Genomic DNA, 19,566 nt, shown 5'->3' with positions numbered 1-19,566 from the left:
AAGGCTTATTTACTTAAATTCGACTCAATTCCTTCTAAAGAACCTTCAAGTAAAACAACATTCTTTGCATTTAGAATTTTGTAAGTACTTAATTCTGAGGAGTTTATAACCTCAAGTCCTTTTAAATTACGTGACGACAAATATACATTTTTATTTGAGTCACCCAACACTACAAGCGATTTTTTGTCCTGAATGCCAAGGGCTTCCAAAACTTCAATCATACTTTTTGTCTTTGGCGCATCAAAAGAAAAGTCTTCAACCACAAAGATTGAATCTCCTTTTGCTTTAATAGACAAGGCCGATTTCCTGGCCAAACGCTTTAAATTTTTATTCAATTTAAAACCGTAATTTCTTGGTCTAGGTCCAAAAACTCTACCACCACCTCTAAAGATTGGTGATTTAATACTACCGGCACGAGCTGTACCAGTACCTTTTTGTTTCTTGATCTTACGGGTACTACCAACAATCTCAGCTCTTTCTTTAGCTTTATGGGTTCCCTGGCGCTGATTAGCAAGATATTGTTTAACATCTAAATAAACAGCGTGATCATTCGGCTCTATAGCGAAAACAGATTCTGAAAGCTTTGCTTTCCTACCTGTTTCTTTTCCTTTTATATCTAAAACTGCTACTTCCATTACTTACTAATGATTACGTATGAGTTTTTATGACCGGGCACACAACCTTTAACTACTAAAAGGTTTTTATCGGTTACTACTTTTAAAACTCTTAGGTTTTCTATTTTTACTTGATCTCCGCCCATTTGGCCGCCCATTTTCATTCCTTTGAAAACCCTGGCAGGATAAGACGCGGCCCCAACAGAACCTGGAGCTCTCAACATACTCTGTTGACCGTGAGTTCTAGAGGAACCTCTAAACCCATGTCTCTTTACAACACCTTGAAAACCTTTACCTTTTGAAGTACCTGAAATATCTACAAATTCTCCTTCCTTAAAGTGTTCTACAGTGATTGCGTCACCTAATTTAAAATCTTCTTCAAATCCTTTGAATTCAACGACTTTGCGCTTAGCAACGCTTCCTGCTTTTTTAGCATGCCCTTCAGCAGCTTTATTTACAGTCTTTTTGTCATCGAAACCAACTTGAAGTGCCTCATACCCGTCAACCTCTTTGGTTCTGACTTGGGTAACTACGCAGGGACCTGCCTCAATAACGGTACAGGGAATGTTCTTTCCGTTCTCGTCGAAAATGCTGGTCATGCCTACTTTTTTTCCTATTAACCCAGACATAATTACTTTTTGATTATTACTTACTTATTTAAAAAAATTCAGGGCAGAAAAATACTTTCGCCCTGAATGTACTTTTCTTCCGTTTTTCCCTCGCCAACTGCTCAGGACATGTATTTCCGGTTTTCCCGGAAGTTTCCGAATTGATTTCGGAAAGTTTTACTCAACTCAAATCTCTATTTCGAATCGTTTATAAAGCTCTTGAACTAGTTGAGACCCTTCGACTTCGCTCAGGGTTTATTCAACTAAGACCTTTATTTCGCTTCGCTAATAAAGCCCAAGTTTCATTAAACCTTAATCTCTACTTCAACTCCACTTGGCAATTCCAACTTCATCAACGCATCGATGGTTTTTGAAGAAGAACTGTAGATATCTAAAAGTCTTTTATAAGAGCTTAACTGAAACTGCTCTCTGGCTTTTTTGTTCACGTGAGGAGAACGCAATACCGTAAAAAGTTTTTTGTGAGTAGGTAATGGAATTGGCCCAGTTACCACCGCACCTGTAGTCTTTACAGTTTTCACAATCTTCTCTGCAGATTTATCTACCAGGTTATGATCGTAGGATTTTAACTTTATTCTTATTTTCTGACTCATGTTCCTAATATTATTCGTTTGTACCCTTTGCTGCCTTAATCACTTCTTCTGAAATATTTGAAGGAGTTTCAGCATAATGAGAAAATTCCATCGTTGAAGTTGCTCTACCTGAAGAAAGGGTTCTTAGAGTAGTCACATAACCAAACATTTCAGCTAGTGGCACTTCAGCTTTAATAATTTTCGCACCAGATCTATCTGACATACTGTTAACCTGACCTCTTCTTCTGTTAAGGTCACCAACAATATCACCCATATTTTCCTCTGGAGTTACTACCTCATTCTTCATAATTGGCTCAAGGATCACAGCTCCTGCTTTTTTAGCAGCTGCCCTATAACCCATTTTCGCAGCCAATTCGAATGAAAGTTGATCGGAGTCCACAGGGTGGAAAGACCCATCCTTTAAGGTCACCTTCAAACTATCCATTTGGAAACCAGCTAAAGGACCATTCTTCATAGATTCGGTAAATCCTTTTTCTACGGAAGGAATAAATTCCTTTGGAATACGACCACCTTTAATCTGATCTACAAATTGAAGTCCTTTCCCTTCGAAATCATCATCTACAGGCCCCATTTCAAAAACAATATCAGCAAACTTACCACGACCACCAGATTGTTTCTTATAAACCTCTCTATGATCTGCAGTTTTTGTAACGGCTTCTTTATACTCTACCTGTGGCTGCCCTTCATTCACCTCTACCTTAAATTCACGCTTTAAACGATCTACTAAGATTTCAATGTGAAGCTCACCCATTCCTGAAATTACCGTTTGACCAGAAGCTTCGTCGGTTTTAACCTGGAATGTTGGATCCTCTTCAGACAATTTAGCTAAAGCCATACCCATTTTATCAACGTCGGCCTTAGTCTTAGGCTCTACAGCAATACCAATTACCGGCTCTGGGAAAGTCATAGACTCCAGAACGATGGGATTCTTCTCATCGGTCAAGGTATCACCGGTTTTAATATCTTTAAAACCTACTGCAGCTCCAATGTCACCAGCCTCAATTCTATCTATTGGCTCTTGCTTATTAGAGTGCATTTGGTACATACGTGAAATACGTTCTTTTTTACCGGAACGGTTATTCCAAATATAAGTTCCTGCATCTAAAGCTCCCGAGTAAACACGGAAAAACGCTAAACGACCAACAAAAGGATCGGTTGCGATCTTAAATGCAAGAGCAGAGAATGGAGAATCTACGTGAGGCTTACGGCTCTCAACTTCTCCTGTATTAGGATTTGTACCTTCAATAGCTTCAACATCTACCGGAGACGGCATATATCTCATTACCGCATCTAGCATAGCCTGAACTCCTTTGTTTTTAAAGGCAGAACCACACATCATTGGGATAATAGACATATCTATAGTTGCAGCTCTTAAGGCAGCAATAATCTCATCTTCGGTAATAGAGTTTTCATCTTCAAAGAATTTCTCCATCAACTCTTCATCATACTCGGCCACAGCTTCTACAAGCTCGGCACGGTACTTATTCACATCATCTTCAAGTTCAGCAGGGATATCAATTTCCTTATAAGTCATCCCGAAGTTATCGTCATCCCAAACAATTGCTTTCTTGGTAATAAGATCTACAACTCCTTTAAAGTCTATCTCATCCCCAATAGGCACCTGCAATGGAACAGGATTACCTCCAAGCATTTCTCTTACCTGGCGACATACATTCATGAAATCTGCACCCTGACGGTCCATTTTATTCACAAACCCAAGTCTTGGCACTTTATACTTATCTGCCTGTCTCCATACCGTTTCAGATTGCGGCTCAACACCATCAACTGCACTAAATAAAGCTACCACACCATCTAAAACACGTAACGAACGCTCTACCTCTACAGTAAAATCAACGTGACCGGGAGTATCGATAATATTTACCGTGTATTCTACATCTTTATACATCCACTTACAGTGTGTAGCAGCAGAAGTAATTGTAATACCTCTCTCCTGCTCCTGCTCCATCCAGTCCATAGTAGCAGCACCTTCGTGCGTTTCACCAATTTTATGGTTTACACCGGTATAGAACAAAATTCGCTCTGTGGTCGTTGTTTTTCCTGCATCAATGTGAGCAGCAATACCTATATTTCTTGTATATTTTAAATCTCTTTGCGCCATTGTTTTTAGAATCTAAAGTGAGAGAATGCTTTATTGGCTTCAGCCATTCTATGAGTATCAACTCTTTTCTTAACAGCAGCCCCTTCTTCTTTTGCAGCAGAAAGAACCTCTGAAGCTAATTTCTGCGCCATAGATTTTTCGTTTCTCTTACGCGAAAAAGAAATTAACCACTTCATTGCAGTTGATACTTTTCTATCTGGTCTAATTTGCATAGGAATTTGAAAGGTAGCACCCCCAACACGCCTGCTTCTCACTTCTACGTGAGGCATAACATTAGAAAGGGCATCTTTCCAAATTTCCAAACCAGTTTTCTCTTCGTCTTGTTTTTTCTCTTCTATAATAGCGATTGCATCATAGAAAATCTTAAAGGCTACAGATTTCTTACCATCCCACATCATCATGTTCACAAAACGTGTCACAAGCTGATCGTTAAATTTAGGATCTGGTAAAAGTGGTCTTTTCTTGGCCTGTTTTTTTCTCATTTCTTCATTGTTAAATTATGAGTTGCGGATTAGAGTTATGCGTTAGAGCTGATTTCAATCCCTTAACACTTAACACTTAACACATCACTCAGTTAATTACTTTTTAGGGCGTTTGGCTCCATATTTAGATCTACGCTGGGTCCTACCTTCTACACCCGCAGTATCTAACGCACCGCGAACAATGTGGTATCTAACACCAGGCAAATCTTTAACCCTTCCACCTCTAACCAATACTATCGAGTGCTCTTGTAGGTTGTGTCCTTCCCCCGGAATGTAAGCATTCACTTCCTTTCCGTTTGTCAACCTTACCCTGGCCACTTTACGCATCGCAGAGTTTGGTTTCTTAGGTGTAGTAGTGTACACACGGGTGCACACCCCTCTTCTTTGAGGACACGAATCTAAAGCAGCCGATTTACTCTTCTTGGTCATCTGGACTCTTCCTTTTCGTACTAATTGTGAAATTGTTGGCATAATTTCTTTTACCTAATTATTAATATTTTTAATCCCCTGTTTTTTAGGGTTTGCAAATGTAAAAATAAAAATAAATTAATCAAATTATAATTGATTAATTTTCAGATAAATGATATAACTCTCTTTATTTCTGAAGTTATTCTCATGAAGTAATAAGATTACTTTAAAAAGCACAAAGAATTAAAATTGGAATCAGTAGCCAGTCTCAGTGCTCAGTAGGCAGTGGGCAGTCAAATTAATCAGCGAGTGAACTTTAACCCTATTAATAAGGTAATGTGTCGATGGGTTGATGTGCTAATGCAAAATGCAATAGTTTGTTTAAAAAATTCGCAACACGCAATAATAAATATAGAGCAATTTTTTATTATTCTCTGTTCAATTAAACTTCAGCAGGATTATTATTAACTTTGCCAGCTCAAAACACTAATATAATGAAATATAAATTTGGAATTTTGTTGCTTAGTCTGGCAACTATTTTTACCTCCTGTGAAAATCAGGAAAAAGACAAACAAACGGCAGAAAAACAAACTAAAACTACCGACACCACAAGTTCACAGGTAGATGCGTTTGCCGATATTAAAATCCTGGAATACGAGATCCCCGGCTGGGACAATCTCGATCTTAAAAAGCAGGAGTTAGTTTATTATCTCACTCAGGCAGGACTTGCCGGCAGGGATATTATCTGGGCACAGAATTATAGGCACAACCTTACTATTAGAAAAGCCCTGGAGAATGTTTATACCAATTATGATGGGGACAAAGATTCTGAGGATTGGAAGGCTTTCGAAACCTATTTAAAGCGTCTTTGGTTTTCTAATGGAATTCATCACCATTATTCCAACGATAAAATGAAGCCCGATTTTGACAAAGCTTATTTAGAAGAAATACTTTCGGCGACGAATACCGAACTAAGCGGGGAACCCCTGGAAGTGATTTTTAATGATAAAGACGCCAAAAAAGTAAACCTAAAAGAAGCCGATGGATTGGTTAAAGGATCTGCGACAAACTTCTACGGCGAAGATGTGACCGCGGCAGATGTGGAATCTTTCTACTCGAAAAAGAAATCCCCAAACCCTAAAAAACCACTTTCTTACGGATTAAATTCTAAATTGGTAAAAGAAAACGGTCAACTAAAAGAAGAGGTTTATAAAATTGACGGACTGTATGGTGATGCAATTTCAGAAATTGTAAAATGGTTGGAAAAAGCTAAAGAGGTTGCAGAAAATGAGCAACAAGCCAAAGCGCTGGGACTTTTAATTGAGTATTATAAAACCGGGGACCTTAAAACCTGGGACGATTATAATGTAGCCTGGGTAGAAGCAACCGAAGGGGACATCGATTACATTAACGGTTTTATTGAGGTTTATAATGACCCTATGGGGTACCGCGGCTCTTATGAAAGTATCGTTCAAATCAAAGATTTTGATATGTCCCAAAAGATGCAGGTTTTAGAAAACAACGTACAATGGTTTGAAGATAACGCTCCTATTATGGATGAGCATAAGAAAGAGAATGTTGTTGGGGTAACTTATAAAACCGTAAATGTGGCCGGAGAAGCTGGAGACGCTTCACCTAGTACACCAATTGGCGTTAACCTTCCCAATGCAAACTGGATTAGACAGCAACACGGCAGTAAATCGGTTTCCCTGGGGAATATTATTGAAGCCTATAGCAAAGCGGGCGGAACAGAAAAGCTGGAAGAATTTTCACACGACGATGAAGAAATTGAGCTAAGTAAAAAATATGGCGAACAAGCCGATAAATTACATACCGCACTGCACGAAGTTGTGGGTCATGCTTCTGGAAAAATTAATCCCGGAGTTGGAGAAACCAAAGAAACCCTTAAAAGCTATGCCTCCACTATGGAAGAAGGCCGTGCCGATTTAGTGGGATTGTATTACTTAATGGATCCAAAATTGGAGGAATTAGGCCTTACAGATGATCATAAAAAATTAGGTAAAGCCGCTTACAACGATTACATAAGAAATGGGATGCTTACCCAATTGGTGAGAATCAACCAGGGTGATGATATTGAAGAAGCTCATATGCGAAATAGAATGTGGGTTAGCTCCTGGGTAATTGAAAGAGGAAAAGAAGAAAATGTAATAGAAAAAGTTCAAAAGGACGGCAAAACCTATTACGATATTAAAGACTATGAAAAACTTCACGACCTATTTGGAGAATTACTTCGTGAAACCCAAAGAATTAAGTCTGAAGGGGATTATGAAGCAGCTAAAAACCTGGTAGAAAATTATGGTGTAAAAGTAGATCAGGAAGTACATAAAGAAGTGCTTAAAAGAAACGAGCAGTTTAATGCTGCGCCTTATAGCGGATTTGTAAATCCTGTGCTTGTTACTGAAACTGATGACGACGGAAAAATTAAGGCCATTAAGGTTACACATCCTAAAAGCTTTGAAGAGCAAATGCTGGATTATGCTAAAAATCACAGTTTCCTAAAGGAAGACGCGGGAACTAATTAATTTAGTCTCGATTGCTAGAATGCTGTAAGACCTCACATGTTTTCAAAACTGTGAGGTCTTCTTTTAAGAAAGTCTCTGTTAATCAAAAAATGTTACTTAAACTTTCTTTACAAATTTTGTTAAAATCACGATCTGCTGGCCTTCTACCTTTCCTTCAATTTGTTCGGGGTTATCGTGTACAAGAGAAACCCTGCGTACCGCAGTTCCGCGTTTGGCAGTAAGGCTACTGCCCTTTACATTAAGATCTTTAATTAACACAACAGTATCCCCAGCCTCTATTACAGCACCGTTACTATCTTTATGAGTAATTTCGGGAGAATTATGTTCCTTAGTAAAAATCTGTGTTTTGGCAAAAGATTTTAGATCATCTTCCATATACATCATATCCAGTAAATCCTGGGGCCAACCCTCATCTTTAAGCCTGGTCAACATTTGAAAAGCGGTAACCTGCACGGCGGGCACAGTACTCCACATACTATCATTGAGACAGCGCCAGTGGTTCACCTCTACCTTTTCCGGATTTTCTATTTGTTCTCTACAGGTTTCGCAGCACATAAAACTGGCATCTAAATCCTTACGAGGAAAGTCGGCTATTTTATAAACACCTAAATTTTCCTGATTCCCACAGAGCTCGCAAAGACTATCGCTGCGTTGCATTAATTCTTTTTCTAAACTCATAATCCATATTTAAAGCTGCGAAGATAAGCTTTTAATCCCCTTACTTTCTCAAGCAAACATGAGACTTATTTTTATTTTCAGGCTATGCTAGCTACTAATTCTTTTGCGTCTAATTATTCCGCATTATTTATAAACTTATTCACTCTTTGTTCCAAAATTGGCAGTGTAACCACGCCTTGTTCTAAAATCACCTCGTGAAACTCCCTGATATCAAAATCGCTTCCCAGGGCGTCTTCGGCTTTTTTTCGCAATTCCCTAATTTTAATCTCTCCAATTTTATAGGAAACAGCCTGGCCAGGCCAGGAAATATAACGATCTACTTCAGTATTAATATTATGCATAGAAAGTGCCGTATTTTTTTCAAAGTAATCTACAGCCTGTTCCCGGGTCCAGCCCATCGCGTGAATCCCGGTGTCGATTACCAGGCGACAGGCGCGCCATTGCTCGTAAGTTAGTTTACCAAAAAGTTCATAAGGCGTGGTATAAATTCCCATATCTTCAGCCAGGAATTCAGAATACAACCCCCAACCTTCGCCATAAGCCGATAAATACATATTTCTTCGGAAATTTGGAATGCTATCCCCAAGCTCTGCATTTAAAGCATTCTGCAAATGATGTCCCGGCACGGCTTCGTGCGCGGTTAACGATGGCAAAACATACAAAGGCCTATTTGGTAAGTTATAGGTATTCACCCAATAATAACCGGGTTGAGTTTCATTGGAAGCACCAATATATCTTCCGGTGGTATATTTTGGCGCAATGGCATCGGGTACTTTTGCTACTCCGTAAGGTTTTCTCGGCAGGGTTTTAAAATAAGCCGGCAATTTTGCGTCAATTCGTTTCGCAATATCCCGCGCTTCTTTTAATAATTCTTCCCCGGTTTTTGAATAAAACTGTTCATCTGTCCTTAAAAAATGAATAAACTCTTCAAAAGTTCCTTCAAAACCAACTTCAGCAATAATCTTTTTCATTTCAGAATTTATTCGGGCAACCTCCTCCAGGCCTATCTCGTGAATTTCTTTCGCACTTAACTCTAAAGTTGTGTAATAATCCAACCTGTTTTGGTAGTAATTCCTCCCATTAGGAATTTCTGAAACTCCCAAACTCTTTCTCGTGTTAGGCAGGTATTCATTTTCGAAAAAATCCTTAACCCGTTTAAACTGTGGAACCACATTTTTAGCAATTGCCTCCTCCGCAGCCACTAAAACCGAGTCTTTTTGTTCCGCAGATAAATTCTTCGGAAGCTGTTTAAAAGGCTCGTAATAATAACTTTCTTTTGAATCTTCCACAATTTGGTCGTTATAGGTAGATTCATAACCATCAAAAATCACCCGGGGTTGCGTGATTCCCTTTTCCAATCCTTCCCGAAGCAGCACTAAATGCTGATCTACATAAGCAGGAATGGCATTCAGTTTATTCAAATATGCTTTTACCTGTTCATAATTATTTAAATCGCGCACCTGGTAAGCAAGGCTTAAATGAAAACCCGAATCTGATAATAACGGATTCAAATAAGCTTCATACTTATAGAAATCAACTGTTTCCTGAAGCTTAAACTTGAGCATTTCCAAAGAAATCTTTTCAGTTTCGCTTAAAGCCTTATCATCTATAGTATTGAGCTTTTCCAACTGTTTTTTGGCAAATTCAGCTTCCTGTTTATAGTAAGCCTGAGTGTACAAACCGAGGGGGAATTCCTCCTTATCATAAGATTTATGTCCTTCATACTCTTCAATAATCCCATCCAGCTTTTCTGAAGCTTCCTGCGCATAAAAGGTTGAAAAAACAAAAAGACTTAAAACGAAAATAAAATTAGATCTCATATAAACTCAATTTAGGTGTAAAGATATAATAAATTCAAGGTTCAAGGTTCAAGGTTTAAGCTCTGACACACATTCCACAATAAGCTACAAACACCAAACAGTTTCCACAACCAATAAGAGATTGCCACGTCCTTCGTCCTCGCAATGACACAGTTTGACAATTTGTCCAACTGAGAACCCATAACGCACAACAGAGAACTGGGTTGCAGTCGCAGTATTCAGTTGGCAATCACAACACCAACAACAAACACCGAACAGCAACAAAAACAGTAAAAGATTGCCGCGCTCCTTCGTCGCTCGCACTGATGCTTACCACAGAACGCAACCCGCAACTCAACACCCCGAACTAAGCACTGTTTTCCATTCCTTTTTGACATTTTCCCAGTCTAAAGTTTCAGCTTTATTACGAGCGTTTTTAGAAATTTCTTTTGCTGAAACCGAATCTTTTAGAAGTTTCTTTACCGCTGTTAACATAGCTTTTGGATCGGTCGGTGGTACTAAAAAAGCCGACTTTTTATGCTGAAGCAAATAAGGAATACCACCAACTTTTGTAGAAACAATTGGCAATCCCAGCGCCATGGCTTCCACGATGCTTACGGGGGTGTTATCGATGTTAGTAGTATTCAGGAAAATATCATAATCTGCTGAAAGTTCTAACCATTCCCGTTTCACTAATTTCCCGGTAAACTTAACCGGAAGCTTATGTTCTTTGGCATAATCCACACATTCTTTATACGTGTGGTCTTTTTGAGGCCCAACCATACAGAGTTCAGCTTTGGGATATTCCTTTAATAATTCCCCTAAAACCTTTATCGCCAAAATAGGGTTGTAAATTGCATCGAAAGCACGAACCCAAAGTAATTTAGGCCGTAGATTTTTTCGCTTTTTAAAGGAATAGTTCTCTACGAATATAAAATTTGGGATATATTTTAAATTTCGAAATCTAGCTTGCTGAAATTCTTCAAAGAGGTAAGCTGAAGGCGCAATATTCAATTTAGCTTGCTTAAATATATTTGCCGATATCCGCGGATTCTTTTTTAACCTCATAGGGAGGTTTCCACCGTGAAGAATTAAGAAATATGCCAAACGATTTATGCGGCATAACCGGGCGCAAGCAACCGCATACCAGAAATTTTGCGTGCTGTAGGTATCTATCAGAACACAATTTGCCCAATTTCTGTATTTAAAAATATACCACAGCATTTCCAGCAAACGTAAAAGCTTATTTCTCTTTCCAGAAGTTGCCTTTACGTTGAAACCTTCTTTTTCTAGAAGCGGTGCTAAGATATCTATAGAAGTTGGCGCGCCACCACGCGCATCTAATTGGTTCCCTATATACAACAGGTTTTTCATGAGTTCAACACCTTATCCCAGTCGGTCTTTACTTCTTCCCAGGAAAAACCTTCTACTTTTTTACGAGCATTTTTCACCAGGCTTTGTGTTTTTTCAGGATTTCCAACTAATTCGGCAATTTTTTGTGCCATCGCCGCGGCATTGTTTACAGGTACTAAAACGCCTTCCTCATTGTGCTTAATTAAAACCGGAATGCCGCCCACATTGGTAGAAACTACACCAAGACCAAGGCTCATTGCTTCTATCACGCTAATTGGAGTGTTATCTATTGTTGTGGTGTTGATAAAAAAATCGTAATCTGCAGCCAGTTCTGCCCACTCTTTTTTCTTTAATTTCCCGGTAAATTTCACATTCAGTTTATTTTTCGCAGCAAATTTTCGGCAGGTTTGCATGCTACCGTCTTTTTCTGGTCCTACCATACATAATTGGGCGCTGGGATAATATTTTTTCAGCAATAATAAAACGTCTAAAGCCATCACCGGGTTATAGCGTTTTTGAAACCTGCGCACCCATAATAACCTCGGGCGAAATTCCTTTCTTTCTTTAAACGGATAATGCTTCATTTGTATCGCATTAGGTACAATTTGAACATTGTGAAAACCTTCGTTTTTAAATACTTCATAAAGAAATTTAGAAGGAGCAATATTTACTTTTGCCTTTCCGAAGAGATTTTTGCTATACTTTTTAGACGATTTAAGCCTTTCGGGCAGGTTCCCACCGTGCAGAATAGGAATATACTCCAAATTACAGGCCTGGCAGGTTTTCGCAACGAGGTAGGCATAGTAGAAATTAACAGCACCATAGGTATCGATAAGCACTACATCTGTAGTCTTTCGATAACGTAAAATAAGACCAAGCATCTCTATTAATCGTAAAGCTTTATTATTTTGGGTAGAAGCTGTCTTTACTTTATAGCCCTCTTTGCGCAACATTTTGCTGAAAAACGAAATGTAGGTAGCCGTAAAGCTGTTAATCTGTAAGTCGTTTCCTATGTACAGGATACTTTTTGTCATCTACTATATATAATAAGGCCAGACCATATATGAAACCCGGCAGGGCTATTCGCATAGCCGAGTGATTTATGGTTAAAAACCAAAATGCTAAGAACGCCAAAAAATAATAATTGTTCTTAAACTTTGTCCAGAAAATTAGCGGTACTACTATAAGGATTATAATTGCGAGAAGTCCTAAAAGTCCGTGTTCGGAAAGTAAACGTGTCACTTCATTATGAGTCGCCGCGACTTCCCCCAGCTTTTCTTCCCGATATTCTTTCCCCTTTCCCACGCCTATTCCAATAACAGGATGATTATAAAAGGCGAGCAATTCATTACTTATCAACTCACTTCTACCGGTTGTGATATCGTCCTTTAACCTTCCTGCAGCATCACGATTAGTATAGCGATTTAGAATTAACCCCGAAGTTTGAATACTGGAAAACATCCAAATAAGAACGATGGAAATTCCCAGCACGACCATCTTAAAATTAATTTTGGTTCGTTCCCTCCTACCCTGTTTATAATAAAAGAAAAGCAGAAAAGCCGCTACACATATAAGCCCCGTGAAAACCCCGCCCCGGGAAAAAGTGACCACCGCGCGATAGCCCATCATTCCCAGCAATACTATATCTACTAAATTGGTGACAAAATGTTTTACAGTGAATAAACGTGTGCACAAAATAAAGGCTCCCATGCCAAAAATAGTAGCGATTTGATTGGGACCATAGCCACCGGTAGCTGCATAATTTGCTGCTACATTTATTAAAGAATCCCTTAAACTTGGCGTGTACAGAAACAGGTAGAACATCGCGGTAAGCAAGGGCATTAACAACATAAGCAAGACCTTTTGAAAATCTTCATTTTTTATCTTTTTATAATAGCAATACAGGGCCGAAATTCCCAAACAAACGGGACCGCTTAGGTTAAAAGCTATGGCTTTTCTAAATTCTATATCATAACTTAACGTGAAAGAAGCAACCAAAATCCCTGGGACCAAAATGAGAAGATAGATCCAAAAAGGCGCTGTTCTCGAAGAAGTGCCTTTAAAAAACATCCCAATGAGCAGAAATAAGATCACACTATATTTCCCGGTTTCGTAGAATGTCATCCCGTCGGTCATTCTAAAAAACACCTCGGCCCCGGCCATATAGGCGGCAGCCATCAAGGCTTCGTTATTCCTGTTCTCATTATTTATGGTAATAAACAGAAAATAGGTAAGGCTGCCCAGCAACAGGAATGGTGAAATTGGCCTGTACAGATATACGGCAAAAGCTAACCCAATATGGATTAACAAAAGTTTAAAATATTGATTAATATGCCCGCTACCCGATTTATGCATTCAGCGAAATTTCATTATAAAAGTCTAAGAATTTTGAAAGTACAACTTCTTCTGAATAATTATCGATGACTTGTTGCTGAAATTTTTCAGCATCGGTCTTCATCATCTCGGGGTTATCCAAATATGAAAGGATCGCTGCCGCCAGGGCTTTAGGGTCATTTTTTGGCACTAATTTTCCGAATTCTCCAACTACTTTTTCACAATCCCCAACATTTGTGCATACCACCGGAAGCCCCGCCAGGCCGTACTCCAAAAGACTTATTGGCAACCCCTCTGAATCTGATGATAATATTCCTATATGAGCGTCTTTAAGATATGATTTTAATTCAGTTTGTTGACCTTTTAAAAATACTTTATCCTGTAAATTTTCTCGTTGAATATATCGTTTTATTTCTTCGGAATAAACATCATTGTAGCCCTTTCCAACCAAAACTAACTGACAATCAGGTGTTCTCCCTACAATAATTTTAAAAGCCTTTAAAGAAACTAAGTGATTTTTAGGGGTTTTGAGGTTCGCCAGCTGAACAATAGTAATTTTTTGATTTACATTAAGGTTGGATCTTTTACAATGATATTTTGCAGACACAAAATTAGGAATATACCGAAGTTTCTTTGAAAATAATTGCTCCTTACTCCAACTCAACAATTCCTTATTCACACATATTATCCCGTCAAAAAACAAGGAACAGATTTTTAATAAAAATGCTGTGAAATTTTCATTGTCAATCCGGTTTCCATAATGATCATGCCAAATCAACTTTAGTTTTGGATTAAGTATTTTTTGGATACATCCCATAAAAACTGAAGTACCGTGCGCGTGCAGCAGTTCTATTTTGTTAGTTTTGATGTATTTTTTTAATCGAAAAATAGCACCCATATCAACACTGGATTTCTTATTGAGAAAAATATAGCCGACTTCCTTTTTTAAATCTTTTTTAAAACCACCCTCTATCCTACTGGCACAAACCGCCGAAAATCCTACTTTTCCAGCCAGGCCATTGGCAAGGTCTACCGTTAAACGCTCAGCTCCGCCCGGGCGCAGGCTGTCTATTAATTGTAGTACGCGTAACTGTTTGGGGTTTCGGGTAATCGGATGTCTGTTCTCACTTGTGGGTTGTGGATTATGGGTCGTGTCATTGCGAGCGACGAAGGAGCGTGGCAATCTCTTGCCTGTTAACGGTTGTTGATTTTCAGTAGGCCGTTTGGTGTTTGCCGTTTGGTTTGGATTTTGGGGTTGTTTTCCCAAGATTTCCCTAATCCCTTTTTCAAACCTCTCCAGTGTATATTGCTGACTCCATTGCTGCGCGGCTTTAGACATTTCTTTCTTCCTTTCTGCATCTATTGTTAAAGCCTCAACATCCTGAACAAGTTGATCCAACAATTTTGCCCCCTCAAACCCGGAACTTTGAACTTTGAACCTTGAACCTTGAACCTTAAACTTTGAACCGATAATGATTCCTCTCTCTGCAAGAGTAACTATATTGGTTTCCTCTTTGGAGACTGAAGGGGCTCCTAACATCCACGGCACACAACTTACGGACGTGACGATAGGAATACATCCAAAAAACATGGCTTCAGCCACGGCTTTTGGCCAACCTTCGCTTTTGGAAGCCAGTATTAGAAAATGGGCTTTTTTATAGGCTTCTTTTACTGTTTCCAATTTCTTATTTCCGAAGAAAATAACGAATGGCTCCAGGTTTTTAGATACTACATATTCTTCCAGTTCTTTTCGTAAAACACCGTCGCCGTATATTTCTAATTTTACCAGAACCTTTTTTGTTATTAATTTTTCTATTAATTGAATGGCCAGTTTTGGTCTTTTCCCCGCCACCAGGCTGCCCACAAAAAGAAATTTAAAAGGTTTATTAAATTCTTTTTCAACAACCGGTTTTTCAGCTTCCGAAAAGCTGGCTGTAAAAAAAGGCAGTATATTTTTAGATTGCCCCGGCCATTCTCCATAAACCAACACTCTAATATTCCGACTTAAAAAAGTATTGCTTAAAATTTTCTTTTGAAGTTTGTATGTAAAAGGTTGTTGTGCTTCCGGATCCCAATTTCCGGCATATTTTACGGTTTTAGGTTTCTTCGGAAAAAAAACCTGAACAAGACAACCAATTAAACCCATATTCCCGGGACACCGCAAATGCACATGATCTCCCCATTGCATCGCCCGAAACACCTTATAAAATATAAATGGCAATAAAAAGAATGTTCTTAGAATGTTTGAAAACGAAAGCAAGGAAAAGGCCGGTACTTCTTCTAACTGGATTCCAGATTTTTTATACTCTAATGGCAGGTTGTTTTTAGCTTTGGGAATTACCGGTGCCACAACACGCACCTCTTCAAATCCTGAAAACCAGTAATTCATTTCCCGAACATAGGGCGCATAAGCATACAATTTATGCTGCTGCCGGCTATGCAGGGTATGGGTGATTACCGCGATTTTCATCTTCTCATATTATTAATCCCAATTTGGGCATTAATCACAGGCGTATAATTATCTCCCTGTGATTACTATTTATTTGCGTCCAGCATCATGCTGGTTTCATTTTATAAAAATTTTGGTTGTGATTTTGCTTAAAGGCTATTGGTTATAATTAATTTCAAAGGTTATGAATGATTTTACGATGGTTTTATTAAATTTTTGGTTTGTTCAATATTAGACTCCACCAACCTGCAATCCTGCCCAGAGTTTCGCTAAAAGCCTGCTCTCTTTCTGCAGAATTCAGGCTGTTTCCCAGCCGCACTAAAGTTAGCAAAAATGCGGTACCATGCCATTTCAACCGATTTTTAAAAGAAGGCTTAGGGTATTTTATTCGCCAAACATACCAGCCGTTTCTTAAAACCATTTTACCATATTTAAACCGATTGGGACGCCCAGACTCATCGTGTTCGTGCTTTAATTGTGCTGCAGTATTCACATATAATTGCCCTTTTCTGGAAGCCCGCAAGCAAAAATCCATGTCTTCATAAAGTCCGTAGCCTTCAAAATAATTTGAGAAACTTAGCTGCTCTAAAAGTTCTCTTTTATAAGAAGCCACTCCCCCCATAAAAAATTCAACCGGATAGGTTTTTCCGGAAGGCGGTAAAAAATTAATGGAGAGTCCGTGGGAAAAGCCCGGCATTATTCCCGGCGGTTGGTCACTTAAGAGGTTTAATCTTTTTCGCAATAAATTCCTGGAACCCAATTTTCGTACCCAGCCATCCATTTTGAATTCATCAAACTTAACGGGTTCTTTGCTTCTTCGCCATTCCACTTCATTTTTAATATAACCACCCACCCCAACGGCATTCGGAAAATCTTTATAAGTAGCTATCAGGTTTTCAAAATAATTCGGCTCTAAAACCGTATCATCATCCAAAAAGCAAATAATATCTATATCTTTCGCCGATTTAGCTATTCCAGAATTACGTTGTTTTGTAAGTCCGCGTTCGCTTTCCGACACCTTAAAATATTTGCCATTTCTGAGGCTAAATTTTTCGACCGCATTTTTGGTCAAATCATCTTTAGAGCCGTCAATAATCAATACCTCATCGGGATAAAGATACTGCTGTAAAACAGAATTTAACAACTTTAGTAAGGCTTGCGGTCTTTGATAGGTGCAAATAATTAAGCTGAATTTCATCGGAAACAAAGATAGGGTTTTGATCGGGAAGTTTAGGAGACTAAATAAATCGGACTATATTTACACAGGACTGGCTGTAGTTGGATGGCACTACATTATCCGAATTGAAGTATCTTCACCATCTAAAATGAGATTCCTCCTTCGTCGGAATGACAATACGGTTGTCATTCTGAGTGGAGCCTGCGGAACGAAGAATCTGAACTGCACCAATGAGATTCCTCTCCTGAATGCCCGGGACGGAATGACATTCTGCTGTCATTCAGAGCAGAGCGAAGAATCCCACACACCCAACAGAGATTCCTCTTTCGTCGAAATGACAGTGTGTTGGAATGACAACTTATAACAGGAATAGCTTGATTAAACTATTAAAAATTCACTCCGTTTCTAAGTTTCCTTGCCCAGGCCTCACTCGATCTCCACCTCTTTTTCATCGATTTTAAATATTTAAACGGATTTTTAATATCCTGTTTGAAGTAATACCGTAAAAATAGTTCGGTTTTAAAGCCTAAAAACTGTTCTGTGGTGTAATATTTTTGTGCATACAACATTAGAGTTGGGGCTGGTTTTGGCTGATCATTTTCCCAGGCCGGTAAAGCTGTTTGCCTAAATCCGCCGCGTGGTGCTTTTAAATGCAGGATTTCCAAACCGGGATGATAAATAATATCACAGCCCACCAGGCGCAACTGCATTCCATAATCTTTATCTTCGCCATAACCGTTTTCAAAAGCAGTATCGAACCGTATTTTTGATGCAAATTTTCCACGAACTATACTATTTCCGGCTCCAAATGTGCCCCATTGCTTTAGTTTACCGAACACTAATTTTTCGCCTTCTTGAAGATAATTCAGACTTAGCATATCTAATTGATATTTTTTAAGTTCGTCTAATGATCGTTCTAAAATGTCATTTTCCATTTTATTATCATCATCTGCAAAAAACACCCAATCAGCATTCACTTCATCCAAAGCCAAATTGCGTGCGTTACAGGCCCCTGTTTTATGAATAAAGTGATGTACCACCTCAAAAGGCCAGGATTTATTTTGCAATTCCGGTAATTCAGAAGAAGAATTTTTTTCCGGATTTTGCTCAATTACAATCACTTTTTTAGGCCGGTGGGTCTGATTTTCTAAATCTTCGAACACTTGCAATAGGTAATCCCTACGGTCAAGCGTAGGGATTATCACATCTATGGTTTCAGTTCCTGTTTTTGGTTTCGCCAGGTTCGCCTCAACCTTTACCAAATCTATCGAAGCTTTAAAATGGCTTTTTTGAAAAAACGCTCTTAATAAAGCTATAATTGGGAATGATTTTTTAAAATATAAAAAGCAGAAAAAAAGCAGGAACAAACGTTGCTTTTTGTAATGTGCAGCAACAAATTTAAAGAGCCTTGCCGTGGAAGCATTGCTTTTTACTTCAGTTGGTTTGTCAATTTTCCCGACGTTTTTAATTAAGCTGGGAGCCGAATAGCAAAACAAACCGTTTTGCTGTCCTAATTTTGCAACCGAATTGGTCAAGGTTTCAAAATCCTTGAGGTGGCCGAAGCGTTTCTTAAATTGAAGCAGGGTTTTTCCGGTAATTCCGCCAATATCGGCACTCATTTGCCAGGTAGCAAATTTTACTTTCCGGTTTACGTTAACAAAAGGCAACTGATCTACAAAGCCAATACTTTCCGATAAAAATGTGGTTTTTACCGCGTAAGAAGCCATAATTAAATCCCGGTGAAATATATTTTGCCATTGCTCCAAGGTGATTTTCGGCTCAAAATTAAGCTCACACCAGCCAATAATCTCATTTGGATACTTTTCTGCCAGCTCCCAAAAAGCTTCTGTGCAGGTCTTTTGCTCCAATTCCACTTTTTCAGCATTGCTAGAAAGCACTTTGATAGGAATTTCTGAATTTTTATGAATTAAAATTTTCAAAAGTCGGGGCTTTGGGCAAATGTAATATAAATTGCTTTTGTATGGTTGGTTTGAGTTTAGAAGGTTTTTATCGTATTCAAAGTGTTTTTTGTCTTAGTCTAATGCTGATATTTCGATTGTCCTGTCATTCAGAGTGGAGCGCGCGGAACGAAGAATCTTTAACGCATCAATGGGATTCCTCCTTTCGTCGGAATGACAGTGCGTTGGAATGACAATACGGTTGTCATTCAGAGCGGAGCTTGCGGAACGAAGAATCTTCACTACATACAAGAGATTCCTCTCCCGTATTCTATGGTTATAACAAGTCTTTTTTGTTAAATTTTCATGATTTCAGGCTGCATATCTCATTGTATCAACATAAGGTGTACCGCGTTTTACAACGGCGAAAATCCGTGCCAACAACTTATTTCTGATAACATTGATGGTACTCATTTTTTCTTTATTCTGTTCT

Annotated in this window: 15 protein-coding genes and 1 pseudogene; 1 reads left to right on the top strand and 15 read right to left on the bottom strand. The window is 38.7% G+C overall.

Annotation, left to right across the window (positions count from 1 at the left end; genetic code table 11):
* Window positions 1-5: 5 nt before the first annotated feature.
* The 6 genes from rplD to rpsL form a co-directional block, all read right to left on the bottom strand.
* The gene (gene rplD / locus BUA71_RS16265; protein WP_072881671.1) at window positions 6-635 is read right to left on the bottom strand and encodes a 50S ribosomal protein L4; all 630 of its coding nucleotides are present in this window, start codon (window positions 633-635) and stop codon (window positions 6-8) included.
* Window positions 635-1,243 carry a 50S ribosomal protein L3 gene (rplC, locus tag BUA71_RS16260; RefSeq protein ID WP_072881669.1) on the bottom strand — a complete coding sequence of 203 codons (609 nt, stop codon included), beginning with the start codon at window positions 1,241-1,243 and terminating at the stop codon, window positions 635-637. The genes rplD and rplC overlap by 1 nt, the downstream gene beginning before the upstream one ends.
* Before the next feature lie 284 nt (window positions 1,244-1,527).
* The gene (rpsJ, locus tag BUA71_RS16255) at window positions 1,528-1,833 is read right to left on the bottom strand and encodes a 30S ribosomal protein S10 (protein WP_037319211.1); all 306 of its coding nucleotides are present in this window, start codon (window positions 1,831-1,833) and stop codon (window positions 1,528-1,530) included.
* Window positions 1,834-1,843: 10 nt separating this feature from the next.
* The gene (fusA, locus tag BUA71_RS16250; protein WP_072881667.1) at window positions 1,844-3,952 is read right to left on the bottom strand and encodes an elongation factor G; all 2,109 of its coding nucleotides are present in this window, start codon (window positions 3,950-3,952) and stop codon (window positions 1,844-1,846) included.
* A gap of 5 nt (window positions 3,953-3,957) precedes the next feature.
* Window positions 3,958-4,434 carry a 30S ribosomal protein S7 gene (rpsG, locus tag BUA71_RS16245; protein ID WP_072881666.1) on the bottom strand — a complete coding sequence of 159 codons (477 nt, stop codon included), beginning with the start codon at window positions 4,432-4,434 and terminating at the stop codon, window positions 3,958-3,960.
* Between the two features lie 96 nt (window positions 4,435-4,530).
* Window positions 4,531-4,905, bottom strand: a complete 375-nt coding sequence (gene rpsL / locus BUA71_RS16240) for a 30S ribosomal protein S12 (RefSeq protein WP_072881665.1) — start codon at window positions 4,903-4,905, stop codon at window positions 4,531-4,533.
* A gap of 431 nt (window positions 4,906-5,336) precedes the next feature.
* Here rpsL and BUA71_RS16235 point away from each other — a divergent pair, with 431 nt between their 5' ends.
* Window positions 5,337-7,385, top strand: coding sequence for a dipeptidyl-peptidase 3 family protein (locus tag BUA71_RS16235; RefSeq protein WP_072881664.1), 2,049 nt, complete (start codon window positions 5,337-5,339; stop codon window positions 7,383-7,385).
* Between the two features lie 96 nt (window positions 7,386-7,481).
* On the opposite strand, the gene BUA71_RS16230 is transcribed toward BUA71_RS16235, so the two are convergent.
* From BUA71_RS16230 to BUA71_RS18050, 9 genes and pseudogenes are all read right to left on the bottom strand, one after another.
* Window positions 7,482-8,063, bottom strand: coding sequence for a PhnA domain-containing protein (locus BUA71_RS16230; RefSeq protein WP_072881663.1), 582 nt, complete (start codon window positions 8,061-8,063; stop codon window positions 7,482-7,484).
* Between the two features lie 113 nt (window positions 8,064-8,176).
* Window positions 8,177-9,883, bottom strand: coding sequence for a DUF885 domain-containing protein (locus BUA71_RS16225; protein WP_072881662.1), 1,707 nt, complete (start codon window positions 9,881-9,883; stop codon window positions 8,177-8,179).
* A gap of 333 nt (window positions 9,884-10,216) precedes the next feature.
* Window positions 10,217-11,236 (bottom strand): glycosyltransferase family 4 protein, encoded by a 1,020-nt coding sequence (locus tag BUA71_RS16220; protein ID WP_072881661.1) that lies wholly within the window; start codon window positions 11,234-11,236, stop codon window positions 10,217-10,219.
* A complete protein-coding gene (locus BUA71_RS16215; RefSeq protein WP_072881660.1) occupies window positions 11,233-12,249 on the bottom strand; it encodes a glycosyltransferase family 4 protein in 1,017 nt (338 codons plus the stop codon). The genes BUA71_RS16220 and BUA71_RS16215 overlap by 4 nt, the downstream gene beginning before the upstream one ends.
* A complete protein-coding gene (locus BUA71_RS16210) occupies window positions 12,206-13,570 on the bottom strand; it encodes an O-antigen ligase family protein (protein ID WP_072881659.1) in 1,365 nt (454 codons plus the stop codon). Before BUA71_RS16210 ends, BUA71_RS16215 begins: the two co-directional genes overlap by 44 nt.
* Entirely contained in the window at window positions 13,563-16,019 is a 2,457-nt protein-coding gene (locus tag BUA71_RS16205) for a glycosyltransferase family 4 protein (protein WP_072881658.1), read from the bottom strand. The genes BUA71_RS16210 and BUA71_RS16205 overlap by 8 nt, the downstream gene beginning before the upstream one ends.
* Before the next feature lie 187 nt (window positions 16,020-16,206).
* Window positions 16,207-17,196 (bottom strand): glycosyltransferase family 2 protein, encoded by a 990-nt coding sequence (locus BUA71_RS16200; RefSeq protein WP_072881657.1) that lies wholly within the window; start codon window positions 17,194-17,196, stop codon window positions 16,207-16,209.
* Window positions 17,197-17,561: 365 nt separating this feature from the next.
* A complete protein-coding gene (locus BUA71_RS16195) occupies window positions 17,562-19,115 on the bottom strand; it encodes a glycosyltransferase family 2 protein (RefSeq protein WP_072881656.1) in 1,554 nt (517 codons plus the stop codon).
* A gap of 330 nt (window positions 19,116-19,445) precedes the next feature.
* Window positions 19,446-19,566: pseudogene (locus tag BUA71_RS18050) on the bottom strand (IS110 family transposase); the annotation flags it as partial.

Origin of the sequence: Salegentibacter echinorum, from assembly GCF_900129445.1 — a bacterium.
GTDB classification, from domain to species: domain Bacteria; phylum Bacteroidota; class Bacteroidia; order Flavobacteriales; family Flavobacteriaceae; genus Salegentibacter; species Salegentibacter echinorum.
Note: the sequence above shows the minus strand (reverse complement) of the source record. Positions and strands in the feature narration are given on the sequence as shown.